Origin of the sequence: [Clostridium] symbiosum ATCC 14940 (assembly GCF_000466485.1) — a bacterium.
Lineage (GTDB): Bacteria > Bacillota > Clostridia > Lachnospirales > Lachnospiraceae > Otoolea > Otoolea symbiosa.
The window spans coordinates 35,056-58,171 of the sequence record NZ_KE992946.1 but is presented as its reverse complement, the minus strand read 5'-3'; the positions used below and the strand labels follow the sequence as shown (position 1 = coordinate 58,171).

General features: G+C 48.7%; 21 protein-coding genes. 1 reads left to right on the top strand and 20 read right to left on the bottom strand.

All coding sequences use genetic code 11. The features are described from left to right. Positions 1-2: 2 nt before the first annotated feature. Positions 3-1,655, bottom strand: a complete 1,653-nt coding sequence (locus tag CLOSYM_RS13905; protein ID WP_021642587.1) for a diguanylate cyclase — start codon at positions 1,653-1,655, stop codon at positions 3-5. A gap of 163 nt (positions 1,656-1,818) precedes the next feature. Between CLOSYM_RS13905 and CLOSYM_RS13900 the strand changes: the two genes are divergently transcribed. Further along, on the top strand, positions 1,819-3,300 hold the full coding sequence (locus tag CLOSYM_RS13900; protein ID WP_021642586.1) for a GntR family transcriptional regulator: 1,482 nt from the start codon (positions 1,819-1,821) through the stop codon (positions 3,298-3,300). 131 nt (positions 3,301-3,431) lie between these two features. Here the strand turns inward: CLOSYM_RS13900 and CLOSYM_RS23660 are convergent, their stop codons facing one another. The 19 genes from CLOSYM_RS23660 to CLOSYM_RS13810 form a co-directional block, all read right to left on the bottom strand. After that, the gene (locus CLOSYM_RS23660) at positions 3,432-3,545 is read right to left on the bottom strand and encodes an OadG-related small transporter subunit (RefSeq protein ID WP_009298384.1); all 114 of its coding nucleotides are present in this window, start codon (positions 3,543-3,545) and stop codon (positions 3,432-3,434) included. Positions 3,546-3,580: 35 nt separating this feature from the next. Further along, a complete protein-coding gene (locus CLOSYM_RS13895) occupies positions 3,581-4,717 on the bottom strand; it encodes a sodium ion-translocating decarboxylase subunit beta (RefSeq protein WP_003501147.1) in 1,137 nt (378 codons plus the stop codon). Between the two features lie 611 nt (positions 4,718-5,328). Next, positions 5,329-5,706, bottom strand: coding sequence for an Asp23/Gls24 family envelope stress response protein (locus CLOSYM_RS13890; protein ID WP_034555832.1), 378 nt, complete (start codon positions 5,704-5,706; stop codon positions 5,329-5,331). 116 nt (positions 5,707-5,822) lie between these two features. Further along, entirely contained in the window at positions 5,823-6,557 is a 735-nt protein-coding gene (locus CLOSYM_RS13885) for a SpoIIIAH-like family protein (protein ID WP_003501145.1), read from the bottom strand. Positions 6,558-6,571: 14 nt separating this feature from the next. Then, the gene (locus CLOSYM_RS13880) at positions 6,572-7,213 is read right to left on the bottom strand and encodes a stage III sporulation protein AG (protein ID WP_003501131.1); all 642 of its coding nucleotides are present in this window, start codon (positions 7,211-7,213) and stop codon (positions 6,572-6,574) included. Beyond that, positions 7,188-7,922 carry a stage III sporulation protein AF gene (locus CLOSYM_RS13875; protein ID WP_021642582.1) on the bottom strand — a complete coding sequence of 245 codons (735 nt, stop codon included), beginning with the start codon at positions 7,920-7,922 and terminating at the stop codon, positions 7,188-7,190. The genes CLOSYM_RS13880 and CLOSYM_RS13875 overlap by 26 nt, the downstream gene beginning before the upstream one ends. A gap of 14 nt (positions 7,923-7,936) precedes the next feature. After that, entirely contained in the window at positions 7,937-9,163 is a 1,227-nt protein-coding gene (locus CLOSYM_RS13870; protein WP_021642581.1) for a stage III sporulation protein AE, read from the bottom strand. Between the two features lie 42 nt (positions 9,164-9,205). After that, positions 9,206-9,592 carry a SpoIIIAC/SpoIIIAD family protein gene (locus tag CLOSYM_RS13865; protein ID WP_003501125.1) on the bottom strand — a complete coding sequence of 129 codons (387 nt, stop codon included), beginning with the start codon at positions 9,590-9,592 and terminating at the stop codon, positions 9,206-9,208. Positions 9,593-9,653: 61 nt separating this feature from the next. Then, positions 9,654-9,848, bottom strand: coding sequence for a stage III sporulation protein AC (gene spoIIIAC, locus CLOSYM_RS13860; RefSeq protein WP_003501123.1), 195 nt, complete (start codon positions 9,846-9,848; stop codon positions 9,654-9,656). A gap of 31 nt (positions 9,849-9,879) precedes the next feature. After that, the gene (locus CLOSYM_RS13855; RefSeq protein WP_003501122.1) at positions 9,880-10,401 is read right to left on the bottom strand and encodes a stage III sporulation protein AB; all 522 of its coding nucleotides are present in this window, start codon (positions 10,399-10,401) and stop codon (positions 9,880-9,882) included. After that, positions 10,392-11,384: a stage III sporulation protein AA gene (gene spoIIIAA, locus CLOSYM_RS13850; protein ID WP_003501120.1), complete on the bottom strand. Its 993-nt coding sequence runs from the start codon at positions 11,382-11,384 to the stop codon at positions 10,392-10,394. The genes CLOSYM_RS13855 and spoIIIAA overlap by 10 nt, the downstream gene beginning before the upstream one ends. Positions 11,385-11,506: 122 nt before the next feature. Beyond that, complete coding sequence (locus CLOSYM_RS13845; RefSeq protein WP_021642580.1) at positions 11,507-14,344, bottom strand: tetratricopeptide repeat protein; 2,838 nt, start codon at positions 14,342-14,344, stop codon at positions 11,507-11,509. Positions 14,345-14,376: 32 nt separating this feature from the next. Beyond that, positions 14,377-15,432 (bottom strand): electron transfer flavoprotein subunit alpha/FixB family protein, encoded by a 1,056-nt coding sequence (locus CLOSYM_RS13840; protein WP_021642579.1) that lies wholly within the window; start codon positions 15,430-15,432, stop codon positions 14,377-14,379. Next, positions 15,429-16,226 (bottom strand): electron transfer flavoprotein subunit beta/FixA family protein, encoded by a 798-nt coding sequence (locus CLOSYM_RS13835; protein ID WP_024739196.1) that lies wholly within the window; start codon positions 16,224-16,226, stop codon positions 15,429-15,431. Before CLOSYM_RS13835 ends, CLOSYM_RS13840 begins: the two co-directional genes overlap by 4 nt. A 67-nt stretch (positions 16,227-16,293) precedes the next feature. After that, positions 16,294-17,433 carry an acyl-CoA dehydrogenase family protein gene (locus CLOSYM_RS13830; RefSeq protein ID WP_003505191.1) on the bottom strand — a complete coding sequence of 380 codons (1,140 nt, stop codon included), beginning with the start codon at positions 17,431-17,433 and terminating at the stop codon, positions 16,294-16,296. Next, entirely contained in the window at positions 17,430-18,572 is a 1,143-nt protein-coding gene (locus CLOSYM_RS13825) for a 2-hydroxyacyl-CoA dehydratase subunit D (protein ID WP_003505189.1), read from the bottom strand. Before CLOSYM_RS13825 ends, CLOSYM_RS13830 begins: the two co-directional genes overlap by 4 nt. A gap of 1 nt (position 18,573) precedes the next feature. Next, positions 18,574-19,809, bottom strand: coding sequence for a 2-hydroxyacyl-CoA dehydratase subunit D (locus CLOSYM_RS13820; RefSeq protein WP_021642577.1), 1,236 nt, complete (start codon positions 19,807-19,809; stop codon positions 18,574-18,576). Between the two features lie 20 nt (positions 19,810-19,829). Then, a complete protein-coding gene (locus CLOSYM_RS13815) occupies positions 19,830-21,083 on the bottom strand; it encodes a CaiB/BaiF CoA transferase family protein (RefSeq protein ID WP_021642576.1) in 1,254 nt (417 codons plus the stop codon). Between the two features lie 19 nt (positions 21,084-21,102). Beyond that, complete coding sequence (locus CLOSYM_RS13810; RefSeq protein ID WP_021642575.1) at positions 21,103-23,103, bottom strand: urocanate hydratase; 2,001 nt, start codon at positions 23,101-23,103, stop codon at positions 21,103-21,105. Positions 23,104-23,116 lie beyond the last annotated feature (13 nt).

Here is a 23,116-nt window from a genome sequence, read left to right as displayed (position 1 = left end):
TTTTAGATATTGTCCGCGATGTCTTTATTCTCATCAAGATAACATATAGTCACTTTGTTTTTCGTGTTTTTTGATTGATACATCATACTGTCTGCAGCCTTGAAAAGTCCTTTTGCAGTTCCTGTTCCATATACCCCGCCTATACTTACTGTCATATGTAATTCGGGATGGCCGTCAATGATCAGACTATCGACAGAATACCGAATCCTCTCCAGTTTTTTCTCAAATATATTGGCAGGAATACTAAAAAAGATAATTACAAATTCATCGCCGCCATATCGGATTACGGCATCTGTCTTTCGCACACAGGATAAGACAGTTTGTGCAATGTTCTGCAGCACAATATCGCCTACGTCATGGCCGTAATTATCATTGATATGCTTAAAGTTATCCACATCTATTACGACCATCGCCTGAATATTATCTGAGCCTTGAAAATGCTCGTCATAATAACGACGGTTATAGACACTGGTTAATGAATCAATATATAATAATTGCAGGTGCCGCTGTTTGCGGGACAGGAAGGTATATTTTTCATAGGAAAACAACCTGTCATAGTCTATTTTATTTCTTATATCCTGAATATTTTTAGTCTCCTGTTCAGGGGAATTATCAGTCAGCTCACTTTCCAGCGTATCCGCAATCTCTTGCAGACACAGTAAAAGAGTCGGATTAAATGCTCCGCATTGTCCTTCCAAAATCATGTTCAAAGCTTCTTTATGTGAATAAGCTTTCTTATAACACCGCTCACTGGTCAGGGCATCATATACGTCGGCCAGCGCGACCACCTGGGCGGCTATGGGAATTTCGTCTCCCTTAAGCCCGTCCGGATAACCGTTTCCATCATACCGTTCGTGGTGCCACCGGCAAATCTCAGAAGCTACTTTGACAAGCGGAGCCTCCTGCTGCTCAACGGGCAGGTCTAAAAGCATGTTAGCGCCGACCATCGAATGGGTTTTCATCACTTCAAACTCCTCTTCCGTAAGACGTCCAGGTTTATTCAATATTGTATCGGAAATTGCGATTTTTCCAATATCATGCAGCGCTGAAGCCGTACTGATTAAGGAAATATCAGCTTTGGACAAGGGATACTGCTCGGTACGCCGGACAAGCTGCTTTAGCAGATACTTAGTAATCGTATTGACATGCAGGATATGTAAGCCGCTCTCTCCATTCCGAAATTCCACAATATGAGACAGGATTGAAATCATCAGCTTATTATTTTTCTCCTGCTCATGGAATTGTTCTGCGATAATTTTCTCAAGACGCTGCTGCCTTGCATATAAAAACATCGTATTGGAAATCCGGCGCTGTACAATGGTCGAATCAAAAGGACGGCTGATATAGTCAAATGCGCCCAAGTCGTAAGCCCGCTTTATATTTGCGGGGGAATCATCGGCAGAAATCATAATAACGGCAAAGGTGTCATTCCAGTGGTATTTGTTTATGTAGGCTAATACTTCAAATCCATCCATTTCAGGCATCATAATGTCCAGAAGCAGAAGGGAAAAATCGGCTCTTTGCCGCGAGAGAAGAGAAATTGCTTCCACACCATTCTCAGCCTCCACCACATCATATTGCTCTTCCAGGATATCCGCCAAAAGAGAGCGGTTCATCTCTGAATCATCGACGATTAAGATTTTTTGTTTTTCCATAATACTGAAACTCTTTCCCTGATAAATTTACGGTTTTATTATAAATGTTATCCTTATATAATGGCAACATTCATATTGGTCAGGTATGCAAATAGGTTTGTGTCCTCTAATACTGACAAAATAGCTTTCTCATGATATAATTCAGACAGATAGGAGGCAGGTTATGAAACAAGAAGAAACAAAATACATATTTGTATATAACGAAATTAAGCAGCGTATTTTGTCCGGCCAGATACCTTATGGAAAGTGTCTTCCCTCTTCAAGAATGCTTTGTGAGCAGTTCCATGTAAGCAGATACACAATTAACCGTGTTTTTGACACATTGCGGGAAGAAAATTTTATTGAAATTCAACCGCGTCTTGCGCCAACCGTTACTTTTAAAAGAGATATCTCTGGTGTATCGGACACTCTGACAGATATTTTAAAGCAAAAAGACAATATTATACAGGTATATCAGACTTTTGGGCTGATTATCCCTCCGCTCCTGGTTTTTGCCTCACAGAACTGCGAATTAGAGTTTCTGCCTCACTATAAACAAGCTGTAAGAGAATCACGTTTAGGGAGGGCGGCCGGAGGATGGCGCGTTCCATCCAGCTTTGGGGCAGACATACTAAAAATCGGCGGAAATGAATTGTTCAGCGAGCTTTATTCAACCTTTGACCTTTACAATAAACTCACATTTTTCACGGAAGAATGCCCTTATTTCTCTGAATGCTTTTTACAGGGTTCGGTATCTGTAACAGGAGTTATTATAGATATATTGAAAGGCAGTGAGCCATTTGCAAAACAGGAACAATTATCATATATGTATCAAAATCTTACGGATTCTATTGAAAGTACTTTAAAATACTTGTCAGATACGGCGCCAGATTGTCCAACTCAAACCGGTCTGTCATTTTCGTGGAATCCCATGCGCGGCCATGATTACTACTACTCAAAAATTGTCGACGAACTGAATCTGAAAATTGGCCTTGGGGAATATGCTGTCGGAATGTATCTTCCTTACGAAAAGCAGCTGGCCAGACAGTACGATGTCTCAATATCAACAGTCAGAAAGGCATTGTCAGAACTCGAACAAAGAGGATTTGTAAAGACTTTAAACGGTAAAGGCACTGTAGTTATAGAACCAGATGATACGAAACTTCATCGTCTGGCTCTTAATTGCGGATATGCAGAAAAGGCATTGCGTTACCTTCACGCCCTGCAGCTGATGATATTAATTATCCGCCCGGCGGCTTTAGCTGCAGCACCGCAGTTTACCAGAGAGGAAATAGACGAGTTAACAGATAGATTTACTTCTTCAGGCTCTGTTCATTTAGCAGTTATTTTAGAAACCATAATGAAACATACCTCTTTAAAACCTTTATGTGTTATTTTATCTCAAACCAATCATCTTCTTGAATGGGGACATCATTTTGCTTACTATCCGGCTAAAAAGCATACGCTTTCCCATCTCAATAAGCAAGTCATTCTGGCGCTTAAGCAGTTAAATGAGGGTAATACGGGTTCCTTTGCCGGCGGCATAGCAGACTGCTACCGCTATATTTTGATTAGTGTGAAGAAGCATATGGTAGAGAAATATAAGTTCCATAATGTAGCTAATATTCGTATTCCAGAAAGCTGCCAGTCAGCAAGCAACCCATGAAACATGACACGTAAGAATCCCGCTCGCGGGAATTCTATTCAAAGGATAACCTGCACGCTACGCGCACAGGTCACCGCCTTCAACCAAAAGCCGCCGCTGAAAATCTGCGGCGGCCGGTCTTCTGTCTTGAATTATTTCAACTTGCTTAACAGCATAACTACCACTGTTATAATAAGGACTACGACAAAGATTCCGCCCATCCCCTTACCCATTATTTCCAGAGCGATTAATAAATTATTCCACATAAAATGATCCTCCTTTTTCTGCCTGCTTCAACAATTTACAGATACTGGCTGACAAGTTTGATTACAAGTCCGCCCGCAATAACAGAGGCAATCTGGCCGGATACGTTTGCGCCTACCGCATGCATCAGGATAATATTGCCTTTCTCTTCTTCTGAAGCCATTTTCTGGACAACTCTGGCCGACATCGGGAATGCGGAAATTCCGGCGGCACCGATCATCGGATTAATCTTATTTTTAATAAACAGATTAATAAATTTGGCAAAAAGCACACCGCCGATGGAATCAAATATGAACGCAACAAGTCCGATACCCATGATCATCAGCGTATCTACACGTACGAATGCATCTGCCCTCATACTGAAGGAAATCGTAATACCCAACAGCAGTGTTATCAGGTTTGCAAGCTCATTCTGTGCCGTATCGGAAAGCGACTGTAATACGCCGCACTCCCTGATCAGATTACCAAACATCAGGAAGCCCACCAGAGCCACGGATGCCGGTGAGATAAGGCCTACAATGATGGTAACGATAATCGGGAAAGCAATCTTCGTTGACCTTGAAACCGCCTTCGGGCTGTATGTCATATGAATCTGACGTTCTTTTTTCGTTGTTACAAGACGGATGGCAAACGGCTGGATAATCGGCACAAGAGCCATATAGGAATAGGCCGCAACCGCTATCGCTCCGACATAGTCGGAACGCATTATCTGTGATACCAGAATAGATGTAGGACCGTCGGCAGCACCGATAATACCGATGGAAGCCGCATCCTTTAAATCGAATCCCATTAATGTCGCTACGCAGATGGCAAAGAAGATGCCAAACTGTGCGGCGGCACCGAATAAAAACATAACAGGCTGCGAAAGAAGCGGGCCAAAGTCAATCATCGCGCCGATACCGATAAATAACAGGATCGGCAGCGCTTCGGACGCCTCAATTGTAGTCTGGAACAGCCACTCTATAACACCATGTGTCTCTCCGATTCCCGGCATAACCTGATCAATGACGCCGGACAACGGCAGGTTTACTAATATGGCACCAAACCCCATCGGCAGAAGCAGTGCCGGCTCATACTCTTTTTTCACGGCTAACCAGATAAGCAGGATACCTACAACGTACATTACAAGCTGTTGGGGCGTAATCGCCAAAATACCTTCCAGTAAAAAATCCATGAATCTTCCTCCTTAAATTTGCTTAATCAGCATTTTCTTCCTAACTGTTGGGCGCTGCTCTCTGCAATCAATCCCTGCTCGAAACCGGCGGTAACAGTTCTGACAGCATGAATTGTTACAACCGGCTTCCAAAAAACCGCCGAGTTCCTGTCAGCCAATTAGATTGTTCACACAGAATCCGGAAAACATACCTTAGAGGATATTTCTTATGTATTGAATGATACAGCGGTTTTTATTTAACAGGATAACTTTCCTGTTAAACAAGAAAGAATCCCGCTCGCGGGATTCTCCGCCTGCGGCGGGTCGCTTCGGCGACATTATTCCCTACCGCCGCAGTGCGATCCTCCGCGGAGCGGTTTTTATTTAACAGGTGAACTTTCCTGTTAAATAAAAAAGACTTTCAGCATATTTTCATATGCTAAAAGTCTTGTTCCTCTACAAATCATACAGGCATGTAACCATGGACCCGTCAATCCGGCCCAGGGTATGTTGATTACATGTTGCAACTACTCCCTTTTAACGGCTTCATCTTACCACATGTCGCCATGGCAGTCAAGAATAAAAAAGAGATTACTTTGGGATTCTGGTATTCTTTACGGTTTCTTTACCGCCTACTTATTCTCATCCATATTAACGCCTGCGATCTTGATATTTACCTCCAAAACCGTCAGTCCCGTCATGTTCTCAATGGCAGTCTTCACCTTATCCTGTACCTTCTCGCTGACAGCAGGGATGCTGTAGCCGTACTTCATATTCAGGGACAGATCCACGCTCACGTGTTCTTCCGTCACCGTCACCTTGACTCCCTTGCTCAGATTCTTCATGCCAAGCTTACCCACCAGTTCGTTGGTAATATTGCCGGCCATGGAATCCACGCCTTCTACCTCGGTTGCTGCCAGTCCGGCTATGATTGCCACTACTTCATCTGCAATCTGTACCTCGCCGATCTTGTCTTTTTCATATAATATATGGGTATTTCTATCTTCCATCTCTTTCGACACCTCTGTTTCCTCCTGAATCCACATGATAATTCCATTATATCAAAAAGGCTGTGGTTTGCAAAGGAGTTTTCCCTCTTTGGCGCATTTTTAGTCCATAATTCCGATTATTCCTGGAGATTCATCAGAGTGATAACGATATTCTCAGCTCCTGTTTCTGTTTTTCTTTTTACAATATCTTCAATCTGGGCGCGCTGCGGATCGGTGATGCTGGACGCATTAATGACAACGTCTACTTTTCCGTCCGTGATGCTGACAACCGGGTCGGCAAATCCTTTTGCCATCAGAAGCGTTTCTGCCGCATTTTCCTTTTCAGCAATTGCAGACAGGGCCATCAGGCTCTGGGTTGCCGCTTCTTTCGATGCCGCATCCACACTTTCATTATTAATTATGCTCATCAATGTCTCTTTGCTCTTTGCGCGAACCTGCTCCCTGTTCAGCTGGACATTGGCTATGTAATCCGTTACGCTGGTTCCGCCGGTCAGTACGGCTTCTCCCGGATTGTCGATGGATGAGCTTCCGTCTGCCTGATCGGAACCGGTAAGGGCGCTGTCACCCTCGTTCGGATCGTCGAGACTTGCAATCTCCTGTAACTGTCCGCCATCTCCGTTCACATCACCGGATGACACATTTTCAGCATTCTGGCCGGCAGCTCCGCCCGATACAGCCTGGTTCTCTGCCAATATATCCTCATCGGAAATCTCTGTCACCCCGGCCTCATAGACGTCTCCGCCCGCTACTTCTTTCTTTCCTGAATAATTCAGGTACCCTGCTGCTGCAATCATGATGGCAAGTGTGGTAATGATTATCTGGTTTCTCCTAAAGATTCTTTTCATCTTCATAACTTTATGCTCCTTTATTCCACCCGCTTTAATACTTTTATTTTATGTGCCGGGAGCCCAAATAATGCTTCCATTGCTTCGGAAATTTCTGCTTTTACCTGAGCGCTGCCTCCGCCCCGGGCGCTGATGATGATTCCTTCTATTTCAGGCTGCAATTCTTTTTCAATTACCGGCTCCTGAGTTCCCGACGTTCCTGTCGTCAGTGACGACTCTTTCATCTCCTCTGTCTGTGATTTTCTGGTACCGCCCGCGCTGTCTTTTTCCTCCGTGGTGGAACGGCTCCTGTCCCTGTCTACATGGAGAACCTTTTCTTTGGATGACTTGAGCGTAAGCATCACGTCAACCTCTCCCACTCCATCCACGTTTTTAAGAATATCCTTCACACGCTGTTCCATCTCTTTTTCGTATCTCCTCTCCTCATCCTCCTGCGTCCCGGATATTTTCCCGGCCGCCGTCTGCGAGTCCGAATCTCCTTCTTTTGCCTCCGGCACCAGCTGCCCCTGGACGACCGGAGACCCCGCCTCCTCCTCTTTGTCTTTTTTGCTCCCCGGCGGAAATGACAGAATCAGAAGAATCAGTCCACACACCAGCAGAAGCATCCATTTTTCTTTTCCCTTCACCCAGTCTTTATTAATCTTCCAGCCCGATTTCCACATTTTCTTCCTCCATCTGATAATAACCGGCTATCGTCCGTCTGAACTGCCTGATCGCTTCCGAATCCCGCCCATACGGTTCCTGCTGTGCAATAACTTTTCCCGCAGCAGGCGCGGCATTCTTCTTGTCACGTTTTTCTTTGCGTACTTCTTCCGCCTCTGCGCCCTCTCCCTCCGCACTTTTTTTATCCAGCCGTACCGACACTTTCTCCACCTCTTCCAGCGTAATCCGGTCCACGCCGCCTCCGGCCCCTGAATTGGCGGGAGCGCTTTCAGCCTCATCTTCTTTCCTGAATTTCAGCACGATTTTTTTCACTTTTCCAAAATCAGGGTTCCTGCTGTCCTGTTCTATCACAACGGAAGCCTCCGCCGCCTCAAGCCCTTCCTCTCTAGCCAGCCGGAGCAGCTCATCCTCCGCCGCTTCCTCATACCGGCCAATCACCCGGTCCAGCCTTTTCTGTTCCATCTCATCGAGCCGGCCTTTCAGTTCGCCCGCTTCATTCTCAAAGGAGACGGACCGGAAAATTGCATTGATTTTTTCATCCAGCCTCAGCCCCCCGGTCAGAGGCTGGAGAACCAGAAGTATCAGGATGCAGCCGGCAAACAGCCTGAGGTATTTTTCATACTTTCCAGCCGGCAGAAGGTTTGTAATAATTGTCACAAATATCAGGTAGTAAACGATATTGCTGACCCAGCGGTATATTCCTTCCATATCTCAGCCCCCCTTTAACCTGCAAAATAGGTGGCGTTGGCCGCCGTACATATAATTGCCAGCGAGACGCCAAACAGCAGGAGTGCGGCGCCGGCCATCGAAAGCAGCAGACGGCAGCCATTTCCAACCTCGCTGATGCAGGCCACCATTCTTTTATCACAGACCGGCTGCAGAAGTGCTGCCGCCCCCTGATAGAACAGGCAGAGAATTACCAGCTTCAGCAGGGGTATGGCCGATATCAGTACCAGTATAATTACGGCTCCGGCTCCGATACTGTTTTTAATCAGCACTCCGGTTCCCATGACCATCTGTGATACGGCCGCCGCCCCCTGTCCCAGCCCCGGGATAACACTGACGAACCGCTGCAGGGATGTATTCTTCAGGGCATCGGCATACGGAGTCACCAGATTCTGGAGCAGATGAAAGCCCAGCACCACCCCCATCATGGTTTTAAGTCCCCACCGGATGGAACTGTCCAACAGATCCGTCATTTTGGAAAAAATGTCTTCTTTCACCATATGACCTGCAAGGACAAACAGGATATAAATCCGAAGGAGCGGCATCAGCAGCCTCAGCACCAGCCATTCCACTATGCTGATGGAAAAAAGCATCCATCCGTATCCTGCCGCCGAAGTAATACTGCCCCCGGCAAAGGAAACCGCCAGAAAATAGGTCGGGACCAACGCCCGCATAAATTCAATAATATGTGAAAGAAGTTCCTTTGTTATCGAAATCCCTGTCAGAAAGCTGGATGCCAGAAAGGTAAACATCAGAAGATAGGTTACATAAAATCCCGTCTCAGCAATCTGGCTGTTGGAAAATATACTGGAAAAGTTAGCAAATACCGCCCCTATCAGCCCTAATATCAAAACCTGGCCGATCCATTTTCCGTTCTTCGTAATTTCACCAAACAGGCTGTCCCGTAACGTCAGCAGACACTCATGGAAAACTTCCGAAAAGTTGCCCTTTATCAGCTCCTTAATCAGCTCTTTAAATGTAAAAGAAAATGAGCCGTTTCCACTCTCCTCATTCATAAAATTCTCGATTGCCGCCAGATCAAAATCATTGAGCAGGTTATCTGCCTCTGCTTCACAGCTCTTCGTTTCCCCCTGCTCCTCTTCCGCCGCCGCTGCCTGAAAATAAAAGCCCGGAAAAATTATGGCAGTGGCAAACAGGATGGGAATAAATTTTTTAATATACTTTCTTATTTTTCCATATTTTTCTTTTACTGCATCCGCCATAGAGAAATACAATCCGCCTTTCTGCCTATCTGCCGCGTTCTGTCAGGCCAGGAAATCCCGAAGTGTCTCAAGCAATGCCAGCAGTACCGGCATACTGACGGCCAGGATTGACAGCTTGGCAAATATTTCTATCTGTGTCCCTATTGCCCCATATCCTGCGTCCTTGCAGATGCCGGAAGCAAACTCCGCTATGTAAGTAATTCCGGCCATTTTCAAAAGCGTGGTCAGGTAGACACTGTTTATATGAATATAGCTTTGTATCTGATGAGCCGTATCGATGATGATCTGCATCTTGCCTGTCCCGTAAAAGAACAGAATCAGCCCGGCCGCCATAATCAGGTAGGTTCCATACTCACCGCCCTTGCTTTTGAACTGAACGGCCAGAAGCACGGCTGCCAGCCCCAGTACCGATGCCGTAATAATCGACATAACCGCACCTTCCCTTCTTTCATTCTCCGCTTCCCGTCGCGCTGCTCCCCGAATCAGACGGCTACAGCGCAAACAGCTCTTTCATCGTCTCAAACAGCTGATAGATGTACGGTATCATCCAGAACAGCACCAGAACCAGCCCCGCCAGGCTGGTGAGAAAGGCCTGCTCTTCCCTGCCGCTGTGCTTCAGTATCTGGCAGATGACCGACACCAGTATTCCCACTGCCGCTATCCTGAAAATCAAACTTACCCCCATATGTAAAATCCTCCTGCATCTATTCGTTCTATCATATCAGCACCACTGCCAGAAATAGCCCGGACAGGATACCCATTCCAAAGAACAGGCGGCTTTTTTCCGGCTCCTCTTTTCTCAGCGTCTCTATGGAATGCTCCAAATCTTCCAGATAAAATAAGATTGCCTTTTCCTGCATATCACGATCCAGGTACCCCAGGCTTTCCCCAAACCGCAGGAGCTGTTCCTGTTCCTTTTTATTAAGTACGCTGCCGGCGGCAAACTTCCCCGCTTTTGCTCTCCAGACTGCTTCAAAGCTCTCTCCCGTCTCCTGTTCCAGCTCTGTTGCAATCGCGATGAACAGTTCACCGGCAGCGCCTTTATTTCGTTTCCCTGTTCTGTAAAGCGCTTCGGCCAGCGGGACATTAGCGTACAAAATTTCCCCTTTCATATGGGATGCCATTCTCCGGAGCGTTTCAAGGAGCCTCAGCCGCTCACGCAGGCGGTGGACCGCTTCAGCGCCGATACCGCTGCAGGAAGCTATCACCAGTATCAGTCCCAACGTTTTCAGCCACATAAAAGACTCCTTCCCCGTCCGTCGCAGATATCAAGAACGGTTCCCGGTCCCGCCTTATTTCCCAGAATCACATACCGTTCAAAGATATCTTCCTCCAGAAACCTGCAAAATCCCGGTTTGTTCCGGATGTCCTCCATTGAAGTTCCATGTACCGTTGCAAGAATCCGGCAGCCGCAGTTCATCACGCAGCGCAGCGCCTCCAAATCCGGGTCCCCGCCGATCTCATCCACCGCAACCACATCAGGCGCCATGGAACGTATCAGCATCATCATGCCGGCGGCTTTTGGACAGCAGTCCAGTATATCGGTCCGCAGACCCACGTCATTTTGGGGTATCCCCTGGAAGCAGGCTCCAATTTCAGAACGTTCATCAACGACTCCCACTGTTTTTCCTGCCCTGACACGTTTTCCTGAGCTTCCGCCGTCGGAGGCCTGCCGGACAATGTCGCGCAGGAGCGTTGTTTTACCGCATCTGGGCGGTGAGATGATAAGCGTATGTAAAAATTCTCCCGTCTTATCATCATACAGATAAGGCATGATTTTATCCGCGCATCCCCTGACCTGATGGGATAAACGGATATTCAGGAATGTAACAGGCTGAATCGTCTTCACGGTTCCTTTATCCAAAATCACCCGTCCTGCGACTCCGATTCTATGTCCTCCCGCAACCGTGATGAATCCCTGTTTCAGCTCCTCCTCATAGGCATATAAGGAATAGCGTACCGCACATTGAAGCGTCTCCTCCAAGTCTTCGCGTGTTATATGACAGCACTTCTCTTTATCGTCTTTTTTCCATATTCCAGGCGGTTCTTTGAGTGTTCCTTCCGCTGTCACCGTATATTCCCTGTTTTTATAAATGATAAAAAGCGGAGCGCCGATCCGCATGCGGATTTCCTCAAGACCCTCCGGCTCCACATCAAGCGTTCCCAGCACTCCTCTGAGCTTTTTTGAAAAAATCTGAAACAGCCTGTCTTTGTTCTCCATCCTGTCCGCCTCCTTTTACCTCAATATATGTGATGGTAAAAAAAATATGACAAGCCATTCCAGGCGGCTGTCCGCTGCAGATGCAAAACAGGGAGAATCCAAAATTTGAATTCTCCCTGCCTCTATGCCAGCACCTTCGCTTTTTTAAGCTTTCCTCTGGCTATTTCCAGAACTTCCAGCTCTTCCTTTGTCTTTTCCTTTTTACTGAAAATTTCGGCCCTCCTGAAATGCTCCAGCGCCTCCTTTTCCTCTTTTTTCTCTAGATGGATCATTGCCATGCAGCTTTCACCGATGGAGCGCAGCCAGTAAGTCCCGAATTCATCATATATCCGGGCGCTGATACAGAAAAATTTTTCCGCCTCCTCCATTCTTCCCTGCAGGAAGAGAATATAGGCGTAATCTTCATAAAACAGATCCAGGCCTTTTCTGCTTCCTCTGGTCTTACAGAGCCGCAGCGCTTCCTCTATGGCTTCCAGCGCTTTATCGTACTGACCGCGGCATCTGTATGTAATTGCCAGATAATCATACGCTCCGGCCGCAGGATAAAAATAGGTGTTTTTAAGCCGTGGCCGGCTGAAAATTTCAATTGATTTGTTCAGCAGTTCCTCCGCTGTTTCATATTCCCCGTCCAGAATATGGCAATAGCTCTCAAGCCGCAGGATTGACCCGTATTCCGGCTGATAATAAGAAAGATTCTTCATCTCTTTTACCAGACAGAGATAACGCTTCATCAGAGCGGAGTCTTCCGCCTTCACCCCGTAACAGAGCGCTTCAATATACCCATAAAGCAGCATTCTCTCATCTCCCGCCCTGCCGGCCAGCCCGATCAGTTTTTCCGCATATATAAGTCCTTTCTCTCTTTTCCCATCCCGGTTCAGTGTCCTTCCCTTCAGGTAATAAATTTCCATCTGGAGTTCGTAGCACCTCCCCGCATCCATGTCCCCCTCCATCATATCGTAGCAGTTCTGAAACGTATCCAGCGTCTGATAAATCTCTTTCCTTGAGACAGTAAAAGTCTGGAGATACTCCACATCATGGGGTACGGCCGGGAAGAATTCATCATAGTAATCTAATATATATCTGAGATAATAAACGTTATAATACAGCGCATCGTCTACTCTCCCGGCCTGTGCGGAATGATATTTCAGCTCAGACAGCACAAACAAATCATACTGAATCCGGCCCTGTGCCCTGGCCGATTCATAATATTGCTGTGCCATCCGGTGCAGTTCATTTTTCTTGAATGCGGCTGTACGGCTGTAAATGATGTCTCTCAGCATTTTAGATTTGATTCTCAGCCTTTCATGGCCTTTCTGGTTTATTTCCTCCAATATGCCGCTGTTCAGAAGCCGGAGCAGGCAGCGGATTGCATGAACGGCCTTCACCTGTAACATCTCACATAAAACAGAAACCTCCACGCCGTTTTCCATTACCGCCAGATATTCCAGATACTCCTGTTCCTCCCTGCTGAAATTCTCAAGCAGGCTGAAGAACTGGCATTGCGCCTTGGGACTCATCGCATAAACATTCTCCTCCCCCTTTACAATATTGGCGGCCACCTCCCGCAGCATCAGCAGATTGCCTGCGGTATAGCGGTATATCTCCTTTTCTTCCTGTTGAAAGGTCCGGCCGTCCGGAAAGCATTCCTTCAAATACCTGGAGCATTCGCCTTCCTTTAACGGTTCCAGGCAGATAAGGCGGAGTCCTGCCTTGTCCCTCTCCCGGGCGTATTGATTAAAATTCATCTGGAAGTTTAAAGAAAATCCGGCCATTATAAAAATTTCACTCCTGAGATATTCCAGCAGACAGCCCAGTATCAGGCACAGACTCTTTTGATCCGCATATTCCAGATTATCGATTCTCATGATACAGTGGTTCCTGGCGCTTTTCGCTTTCCGGGCCAGCTTTCCTACGAGGTTCATAAAATACAAATCCGCATTTTCCCCGGGGCTGCCTGCCATCAGATCATCCGGCTGTATCTTCAGCCATTTTGCTGTCTGGGCAATGAGTTCCCTTATTGCATAGTAATCGACGGACACATCCGTACTTTTTAAATGGATTTTTATCACATCCCTGGCGTTATACTCCTTCGTGAATTTCCACCAGACCTCCTCTTTATCCATCCCCTCCTCCCCGCAGATAATACAGGTGTCATAGGGAAACCCCTGCCTGTATTTGGAGTACTCCTCCTGCAGGGCGGCCAGTGCCCTGATATGGCCCAGATAAAACGGCCCCTTGGATGTGTTCCTCCTAAGCTCCGTCTTCATCCGCATCACATCTTCATATTCCTTTTTTACCCCGGCTCCCGGTTCCAGGTGCATATCCTGGTACAGCCGCTCTGAATACTGGGTATACGCGTAAACGGCTTTATTATATTCGCCATTCTGTCCGCATATTTTAATCAGAGTATATACCGCCTCTTCATTATGAATATCAAACCTTAAAATATACTCCGCATATTTTTCCGCCATCACGTGATCACCTTTTTTGAAGCTTCCACGCATTGCTGGAAGAAGTCTCTCCCTCAGCAGCCGTTCATAGGTGTTCTGCATGCTGCATACCCATTCTTCAAACCCCGGACAGTTCTTCAGATAGTATTTGTCAAGAAAGCAGAATCGGTTTAATTCCAGCAGCCTCTGTTCGCTGTTTTCCATAATAAATAAATCCGTATCCCTGAAGATTTCAACTTCAGGGTTTAAACTGATATAAGACCTCCCGCCGGTAAGCAGGAAGTCTTTCCCAATCAGATTTCTTATTTTATACAGGCTGTTGCGCAGATTTCCCCTTGCACCTTCCTCATCGCAGTCACACCAGAAAATAGCTACCAGTTCGTCTCTCGTACAAGTTCCGTTGAAAAGAATGTAGAGCAGCATTGCCTCAATTTTCTTCTGCGTTATTGTAAGTCTCACATGATCAATCAATATTTCCGGCTGACCCAGAAAATGCACTTCCACTTTCATCCTATTCACGCCCTTTGCCCATTTCAATTTATCTATATATTACTATTCCCGTCCGTTTTTTTCAGCTCTTTCAGCAATTTTGGAATAAATTCCCTGTAATCTGCAACAATGCCGTAATCTGCTGCTTCAAAAATCGGCGCGTCCGGATTATTGTTGACAGCTACAATGCATTTAGCTTTGCTCACTCCAAGTAAATGCTGAACGGCGCCTGAAATTCCGCAGGCAATATAAAGCTCCGGCGCAATGACCCGGCCGGTCTGCCCTATCATCCTTTCATGGGGTATTAAGCCGCTCGCCGCCGCAGGCCTGGTTCCTCCCGTTGTACCCCCGAACAATCCGGCCAGCTCATCAAGCAGTTCAAATCCCTCCCTGTCTCCTATTCCCATTCCTCCGGCAACAACCGTTCCCGAAGTTTCCAGAGCTTTTGGCCCTTCCTCCTCTCTGACGGAGGATACTGTCTTTGTTCGGATTTCTTCCGGGGATAGCTCTAAACAGACCCGGCTCAGCCTCCCCTTTCTGCCGGCTTTACGTACGGCCGGCTCGAACATACCGGGCCGGACCGTGCACATTGCCGCGCTTCCTCCAACCGTCACTATTTCCGCCATCAGACGGCTTCCAAATGCCGGGCGGATTTGGCACATCTGATTTTCTTCATCTATTCTGAACTCCGTACAGTCCACCGTCAGCCCGGTTCTGGTTCTCGCCGCCACTCTCGGAGCCAGATCCCTGCCCTCATCCGTTCCGCCGAACAGCAGAGCATAGGGCCGATTTTCCTGTACCATCGTTGCCACTGCTTTTGTATATCCGTCCGTTGAATACTGCTGCAGCAGACTGTGCCGGAACAGGCATACTTCATCTGCCCCATATTCAAACAGCTCCTGTGCCAGCGCTTCATTCTCTCCCACCAGAACGGCGCAGAGAGGCCGTGCCAACCGGTCGGCCAGTTTTCTTCCCTCTCCCAGAAGTTCAATGACTACCGGGTGCAATCCTTCCCCCTGTGTCTGCGCATAAATCCATATTCCCCCTCTGTCTTTATCATGAACCTGGATGCCTCTTTTCTGATCCTGCCCTTTTAATTCCTCTGTCATTTCTGATTCACCCTCTTTCTCAGCTCGTTCGCGAGAGTCTGCGCCATCTCCTCCATATTCCCCTCAAGCATACGCCCCTTCGGCGCGCTTTGCGGCAGGAAGGTCCTGCGCACGGCGGTCCTGGAACCGCAAAGTCCAATCTCCTCCGGCAGAAGCCCAAGCTGTCCGCAGTCCCATATGATGAGCTGCTTTTCGCAGGCTTTACAGATTGCCCCGATTGGAATGCTCTCAAACGCGCTCTCCTCCCCGGAACAGACAATAACAGCCGGGGTGTCACACTCCACGGTCTGAAGACATCCCTCGAACCTGCGCACGGCCGTTAGCCTGCCGTTCCAGTTTACCCGTCTTACCAGGGTGAGCTGCCCAATTCCAAGATGTTCTGCCAGCTGCGGCCCCACGTGGCCCGTTTCACCGTCCGTGGTCTGTCTTCCGGTAAATATGACGGAGAAACCTCCCGCTTTTTTCACCGCCTCCGCCAATACCAGAGAGGTAGCAAAGGTATCCCCTCCGGCAAATGCCCGGTCACACAACAAGATTCCCTCATCCGCCCCGCATGCCATTGCCTCTCTAAGAACCTCCGACGCGGCCGGAGGTCCCATTGTTATTGCCGTAAGAGATGATTTTTCGCCCTTCTTTTCCATCTCTCTTCGAAGGGCCGCCGCCATCCTGACGGCGCTCATATCCTCCGGATTCAGAATTCCGGAAACCTCACTTCTTTTCAGGGTCCCCGTTTTCCTGTCTATCTTTACATCGTCCGTATCCGGAACCTGCTTAATACAAACTGCTATTTTCATATCCGCAACCTCCTGTATTATCATTACGGTCTGTCGTCCGCAATCCGCCCCAAATGTCATTGCCCCTCTATCGGCCCTTTAATACCTGCTTCGCAATCACGGTCTGGAGAATCTGGGAGGTCCCCTCATAAATCGTCGTCACTCTGGCGTCCCTGAAAATCCTTTCTATCGGATAATCCTTCATATAGCCGTAAGCGCCATGAAGCTGAAGAGCCTTTGCCGCTATCTCATTGCACATTTCGGATGCAAAATACTTGGCTGCCGCCGCTTCCTTTGTGATATTCATACCGGCATCCTTCTTCTCAGCCGCGTCATAAATCAACGCGCGCGCACAGCATAATTTCGTCTCCATATCGGCCAGCATGAACTGAATCCCCTGGAATTCCGACAATGCCGCGCCGAACTGCCTTCTCTGCCTGACGTATCCCACCGCCTCCTTCATAGCCGCCTCCGCTATGCCGAGGCACTGGGCGGCAACCACGAGACGGCCGGAATCCAGCGTCTTCATCGCCATCTGAAATGCCTTTCCCTCTTCTCCCAGGATTTGGCTCTTATGTACCTTTACATTTTCCAGGATAATATCGGCTGTAGGTGAGCCGTTTACTCCCATCTTCCTCTCCGGCTGTCCCACCGAATAGCCCGGTGTATCCCTCTCTATTATAAATGCCGTGATTCCCCTGGCTCCCAGCGACACATCCGTGGCTGCGAATACAACGGCAAAATCACAGAGCGGCGCCGCCGTGATAAAAGCCTTTCTTCCGTTAATAATATAATAATCCCCGTCTTTCCTGGCAATGGTGTTCTGGGTGGCGGCGTCAGAGCCTGCCGACGGTTCCGTCAGTGCAAACGTTCCCTCCTTCTCGCCCTTCATAACCGGAACGAGGTATTTTTCTTTCTGTTCCTCCGTGCCGTAATTCAGGATGGGAAGCCCCAAAAGAGTGTTGGGAGACGTCACATAGAGCGTGGCCGATACGCTGGCCCTGGCCAGCTCCTCCATGACAATCGCCATGGCCACGTATCCTGCGCCGCAGCCGCCGTATTCCTCCGGAATTGTTACGCCAAAATACTGGTTCTGCGCCATCTTCCGGTAAAGCTCCTTGGGTATCCGTCCCGTCTCCTCTATCGACTCTGCCAGAGGGGCCACCTCCTGTTTTGCAAATTCCCTGACTGCTCTGCGTATGAGCCTGTATTTTTCAGATTCAATCACTTTTCTCTCCCCCTTTCCATCTCTGCAAATGTCTGCAGCAGCGTCTCCGCCTGTGAACTGACGAAGGAGGTATTCAGCTCCAGACAGATATGTTTGATTCCTTTTTCATCCAAAGCCTGTCTCATCAGCGGGTAATCGTATTCCTCCGGATCGCAGAAGGACGGGATACAGACAATCACTCCTGCCTGATTTTCAATTGCCTCTTCACACAGCCTGCTGATTCTGCTTTTCTCCGGATCCATCGCAACGGAACAGAATTTAAGGTCGGCAAACCGGCATGCCAGCCTGTAAAATGAATCCTTCCCCTCCACCGGCGCGTCTGTCTGGAATTGCAGGGATTCCTGCAGCAGATAGTCGGACAGCACCGCCAGGTTATGGCTTTCCATCTTTTTCAGAATCTGTTCTGATTCCAGCAGGATTCCGGTCAGAATCACCTTGTTTCCATTCCAATCCCTCACCGGTTCCTTCTTCAAAAGCCTGGTTAAACGCCCGATTTTTTCAGTATAAATTCGCTTATCCTGGCAGCCTGCCGCCTTGATGAGCATATGCCGCAGATACGGTGTGATTATATCCGGGTGCCCGGACGCCTCTTTTACAAATTCCCTCATCGCGCTCCTGTACCGGTTGTATACTTCTATCGAGTCCTGCAGCGCTTTCTCCGTAATCTTTTTTCCTGTTATTTTCTCAAGGGCCTTCCCGGCGCTTCTGTATTCCGAGGCCAGAAACTCCCTGCCGGAACGCCCCTTCCTGTTCGCAGGATAGACAACCGGTATTACCGGAATATGCGGTACGGCGGTCTTGAAATTTTGTCCGGCCGATCGGAGGGCGTCACAGTAAACCGGCATTATCATTGCGCTTAGCAGCCCGTCATATTCTCCCCCCATGGCCTGCTCTAACATCTGCTGGACCGGGGCACAGAAAAATGCCGGATAATACCGCCGGGCCTTCTCTATCTCCCTGTCGTCCCCCCATACTGATACAGGCAGCAGACCGGCGGCATCGGCCAGCTCCTCCGGTCCAAATCCCAAGAAACAGCCAGCTGCCTCTTTCCCTGTTTCCTCCTTCGCCTTTCTGACGGCCTCGCGAGTGTTTCGGGCGGTTGCCGCAAGCTCCGAAATCAGCTTATCAAGCTCACTCATACTAGATATCTCCTTTATCTTTATCCGCACCGTCAATCCCGGATTTCCGTGCGGCCTCTCTCTCATCCATAATCTCACACAGACCTTCCACTCGCGTCTCATACTGCTGATTGGCATAACACCTGGGATCGGACTGATCACCGTCGTACATCATGGTGGGCAGCCCTGTTTCCTCCCTGATTTTCCGCTCCATCTCAAAAAGGATTCCGTCCCAGGCCTTACAGCTCCGGTTCAGATGCATCACCACGCCGTCGCACCGAGTTCTCCTGGCAAGATTGACTCTTCTGTCACAGGATCGCTCCAGATTCGTATTGTCGAGAACCACGCTGTAGGACAGCAGCATTTCATCCAGGCTGCCGTACATTCTTCCCCATGTCTCGGTGTAAACCGTGCCGCACAGATTGCATCCCTGATTCTTGAGCGTCTGGTAGTTATGCTGCAGATGGGGCCAGCAGGCAATGCCTTCCATCATAATGCGGTGCCTGGGTTCTCCCCTGAAGGTGGTCTCACCTTTTCTGCACCGTTCCTCCATCTCATCGGCCAGCATCCTGATCGCCTCCACCGTGTCTTTTCTGCCTCTCGCACAGACCATGAGGGCCATATAGTTAAACATCTCAAATCCGTTAACCGGACTTGGATCCGACTCAAAATAAGCGGAAGCCCTTCTCCACTGACGGCCGCACTCATTTGAAACTGCCATCACTTCCTTAAACCGTTCCCAATCCCATTTTTTTCCGGCTATCTGTTCCAAACTTTTTATCAGCTCCGGAATCTGCGCTTTCATATAGTCCAGCCGCGACCGGCTGACTTCATATTCGGTATTGTACGGAATATCATAGACTATCATTGGTATATCGCATTTTTTAGCAATATTCTCAAACCATTTGATCATCTCCGTACAGATATTATTTGTACACACCACAAAATCGGGCAGGGGCATATTCAGGCTTTCACACTGCCCATCCTCCAGATACCCCAGATTGACACGTGCGTAGCCGCAGATATCATTGCTGTACCCCAGCTTTTCCGTCCTCTCAATCATATCCATGGATTCATGCTTTGCCGACAGCGACGTGGAGTGGTTTTCAGGATAACAGACTGTCAGCCCCATTGCCTCCAGAAACTCCTGGGGAAAGTTTGATGATGCCCAGCCCACCGGGCGCCCCTCCTTCCTGGCCTTCCACGCCTCGTCGTAATGACGATCCAGCAGTTCATTTAAAAGATGCTTTGCACTCATATTTTCCACCTGCGTTTTCTTTAAATATCCGGCCCCGCATAGGCCTTAACAGCCTGTTCCGCCTCCATACAATCTATTTCATTCCGGGAATATCCCAGCTCCTTAAGCACTTCCTCCGTATGTTCCCCTATCTTAGGCCCTTTCCGGTACTCGCAAAGGCCTGCCTCCCGGAATTTAACCGGCGTCCGGACCAGAATCCTGTCTGTGCCCATGTCCTCCCGCTCCGGATATCCCCCCACATGGCAGAGGATATTCTCCGCCCAGGCCTGTGGATCCGTTAAAATCTCCTCCCACACCGCCTCTTTGTCAAAGGGCAGATCTGCGGCCGTAAATATCTCAAGCCATTCATCAATGTTTTTTTCCCTGAACGTCTTATCAAGTTCAACGATCAAATCCCTGGAGTGGGTGCTGATCCGCTCAAAATGACAGAATTCTTCATTCTCTGCCAGGTCATCACGGCCAATCAGATGAAGCACCTCCCGAATGCGGTTGTCGAAATCGTTCACCGCTCCCTGGAGCCATCTTCCGTCCTTTGTCTCATAGGCATTCTGAAGCGGATTGGCAAGATCCATCCTGCTTCTGGGATATGGGTTATTCCCGTACTGTGCGGAGGCTATCAGATGCTCCATACAGAAAACGGCAGTCTGGTAAAGGCTCACGCTTACTTTCTCTCCCTGTCCCGTCTGCTTTGCCTTCACCAGGGCGGCGCAGACTCCGGAGGCCAGACAGAGGCCCACCTGCGTATCACCGAAACCGGCTACCGTCAGAAGCGGGGAAGTACCTTTCTCATACAGAGTGCCGCTGATACCTCCTCTCGCATAATAAGCGGTAAAATCATATCCCGGCTTGTCCTTATCCGGCCCCGTTTCGCCATATCCCGATACCTGTCCGTAAACAAGAGACGGATATCTTTCCGACAATTGCTCATAGGAAAGCCCCATACGCTTCAGCGCATCCTGTCGGTTGTTCGTTATAAAAACGTCGGCCTTTTCCAGCAGCCGGTGCATCACTTCCCGGCCTTTTTCAGACTTGAGGTTTAAAACAATGCCCTTCTTTCCCGAATTCTGTTGATCATAGGCAGGATTCTCTCTCTCATCGTCAATCGGCATGGATACCAGCTTGCCCATGAAACGCATCGGGTCTCCTTTAGGAGACTCTATTTTTATTACTGTAGCCCCCCAGTCCGCCAGCATTCTGGCAGCGCTGGGAGCGGCGACAAACATCGCCAGCTCCACCACGGTAATCCCTTCCAATGGTTTTTGTTTCCGATCCATGTTCTGTTCCTTTCATTTTCTATTTAATAATCTCGTCAATCAGCGTGTCGCTGCAGAGATAGGGCAGGGTAATAATCTCATTTTGGCGTTTATGTTCCCGCACCGTCTCTATCGAATTTTCATTCCGTCCCCAGGCTCGCCTTGCTACTCCGCACATCACGTCATAGTTCACCGCTCTTTCGATTATTCCGTCCGCCCTTCTGCTTCCGTCCAGAAGCAGGCCGTAGCCGCAGCTCTGTGAATTACCGATTCCGGTTCCGCCTCCGTTGTGCATGGACATGAGCGTCATTCCGAGAGCCGCGTCTCCGGCAAATACGAGAGCCGACATATCCGCCGTAATATTGCTTCCATCCCGGATATTGGAGGTTTCCCTGGAAGGAGCATCCGTACCGCCGGTATCCATATGGTCCCTGCCGATCATGACGGGGCCGATCTCTTTATTTCTTACCATCTCGTTGAATCTCAGGGCAATTTTCATCCGCGTATCGGCATCCTGGTATAAAATCCTGGCCTGGGATCCGATTACCAGCTTATTTTTCTCTGCGTCCCGTATCCAGATGTAATTATCGTAGTCCTGATATCGTCTGTCTTTTTCAATACACTCCATTGCCGCCAAATCTGTTTTATGAAGGTCTTCATCCCGGCCGGAGAGGCATACCCAGCGGAACGGCCCGTATCCCAAATCAAAGAGATTCGGCCCCAGAAAAGCTTCTACAAAGGATGGATAGATAAATCCATCCAGGGAATTTTCGCCGTTTACACAGACCTCCTTAATCCCTGTCTCATACATTGTCGTTGTCAGGCTGTTGCCGTAATCGAAGAAAAATGTGCCCCTGGAACGCAGTGTTTCAATCAGCTCATGGTGCTTTTGGATTGTCGCCTTAACCCGGTGTACAAACTCCTTCGGATCCTCCGAAAGCATCCTGGTCCGCTCGGCAAATGTCATCCCCTGGGGACAATATCCTCCGTCGAAAGCGACATGGCAGGACGTCTGATCCGTCATAAAATCAATATGTACATTATGATCCACCGCATACTGGAGCAAATCCACGATATTTCCATGGTATGCAATGGAAATCGGTTTCTTTTTCTCTATCCATTCCGCCGCCAGGCTAAAGGCCTCCTCACAGCTTTCCGCTCTCAGGCTGACCCAGCCCAGCCGCTGTCTCAATTCGATTTTCGATTCATCGACTTCGGCGATAATTCCAACCCCGTTGCACATCTCGACTGCTTTTCCCTGCGCCCCGCTCATCCCGCCGAGACCGGATGAGACAAAAAGACTTCCCTCCAGCATTGTCTCACTGCTGTGGTGCAGGATTTCCCGGGCAACCGAAAGGAGTGTGGAGTAAGTTCCATGGACGATTCCCTGGGAGCCGATATAGAACCAGCCGCCGGCCGTGAACTGGCCATAGTTGGATACGCCGATGGCCGCCGCCCTGTTCCAGTTGTCATTGTCATTATATTTTCCGACCATCAAAGCGTTAGTCAGAATCACCCGGGGAGAATCCGGGGCAGTAGGAAAAAGACCGAGAGGATGTCCGGAGCTTACTATCAGCGTCTGATCCTCCTCCATCTCCTCCAGATATTTCTTAATCAGACGGTACTGCATCCAGTTCTGGCACACCTGTCCCGTCTCGCCATATGTAACAAGCTCATAGGGATACAGAGCCACATCAAAATCCAGATTATTATCAATCATGAGCTGGATTGCCTTGCCGGCCAGGCATCTGCCTCTGTATGCTTCGATCGGCTTTGCCTTAATCAGGCCGTGCGGGCGGAAACGGTAACCATAAATTTTCCCTCTCGTCTCCAGCTCCTGATAAAATTCCGCCGCCAGTTTTCTGTGATATTTTTCCGGAATATAACGGAGCGCATTCTTGACCGCCAGCTTTTTATCGCCGAGGGAAAGCTTCGCCTCCCTCTTTGGCGCCCTGCGCACGGCTGCGTCCAGCGTCTCCGGTTCAGGCAGCCCTTCTTCCAGCCTGATTTTCATAAACTCTTCGATTTCCTCGTTTGTCATTTCCTCACCTCTG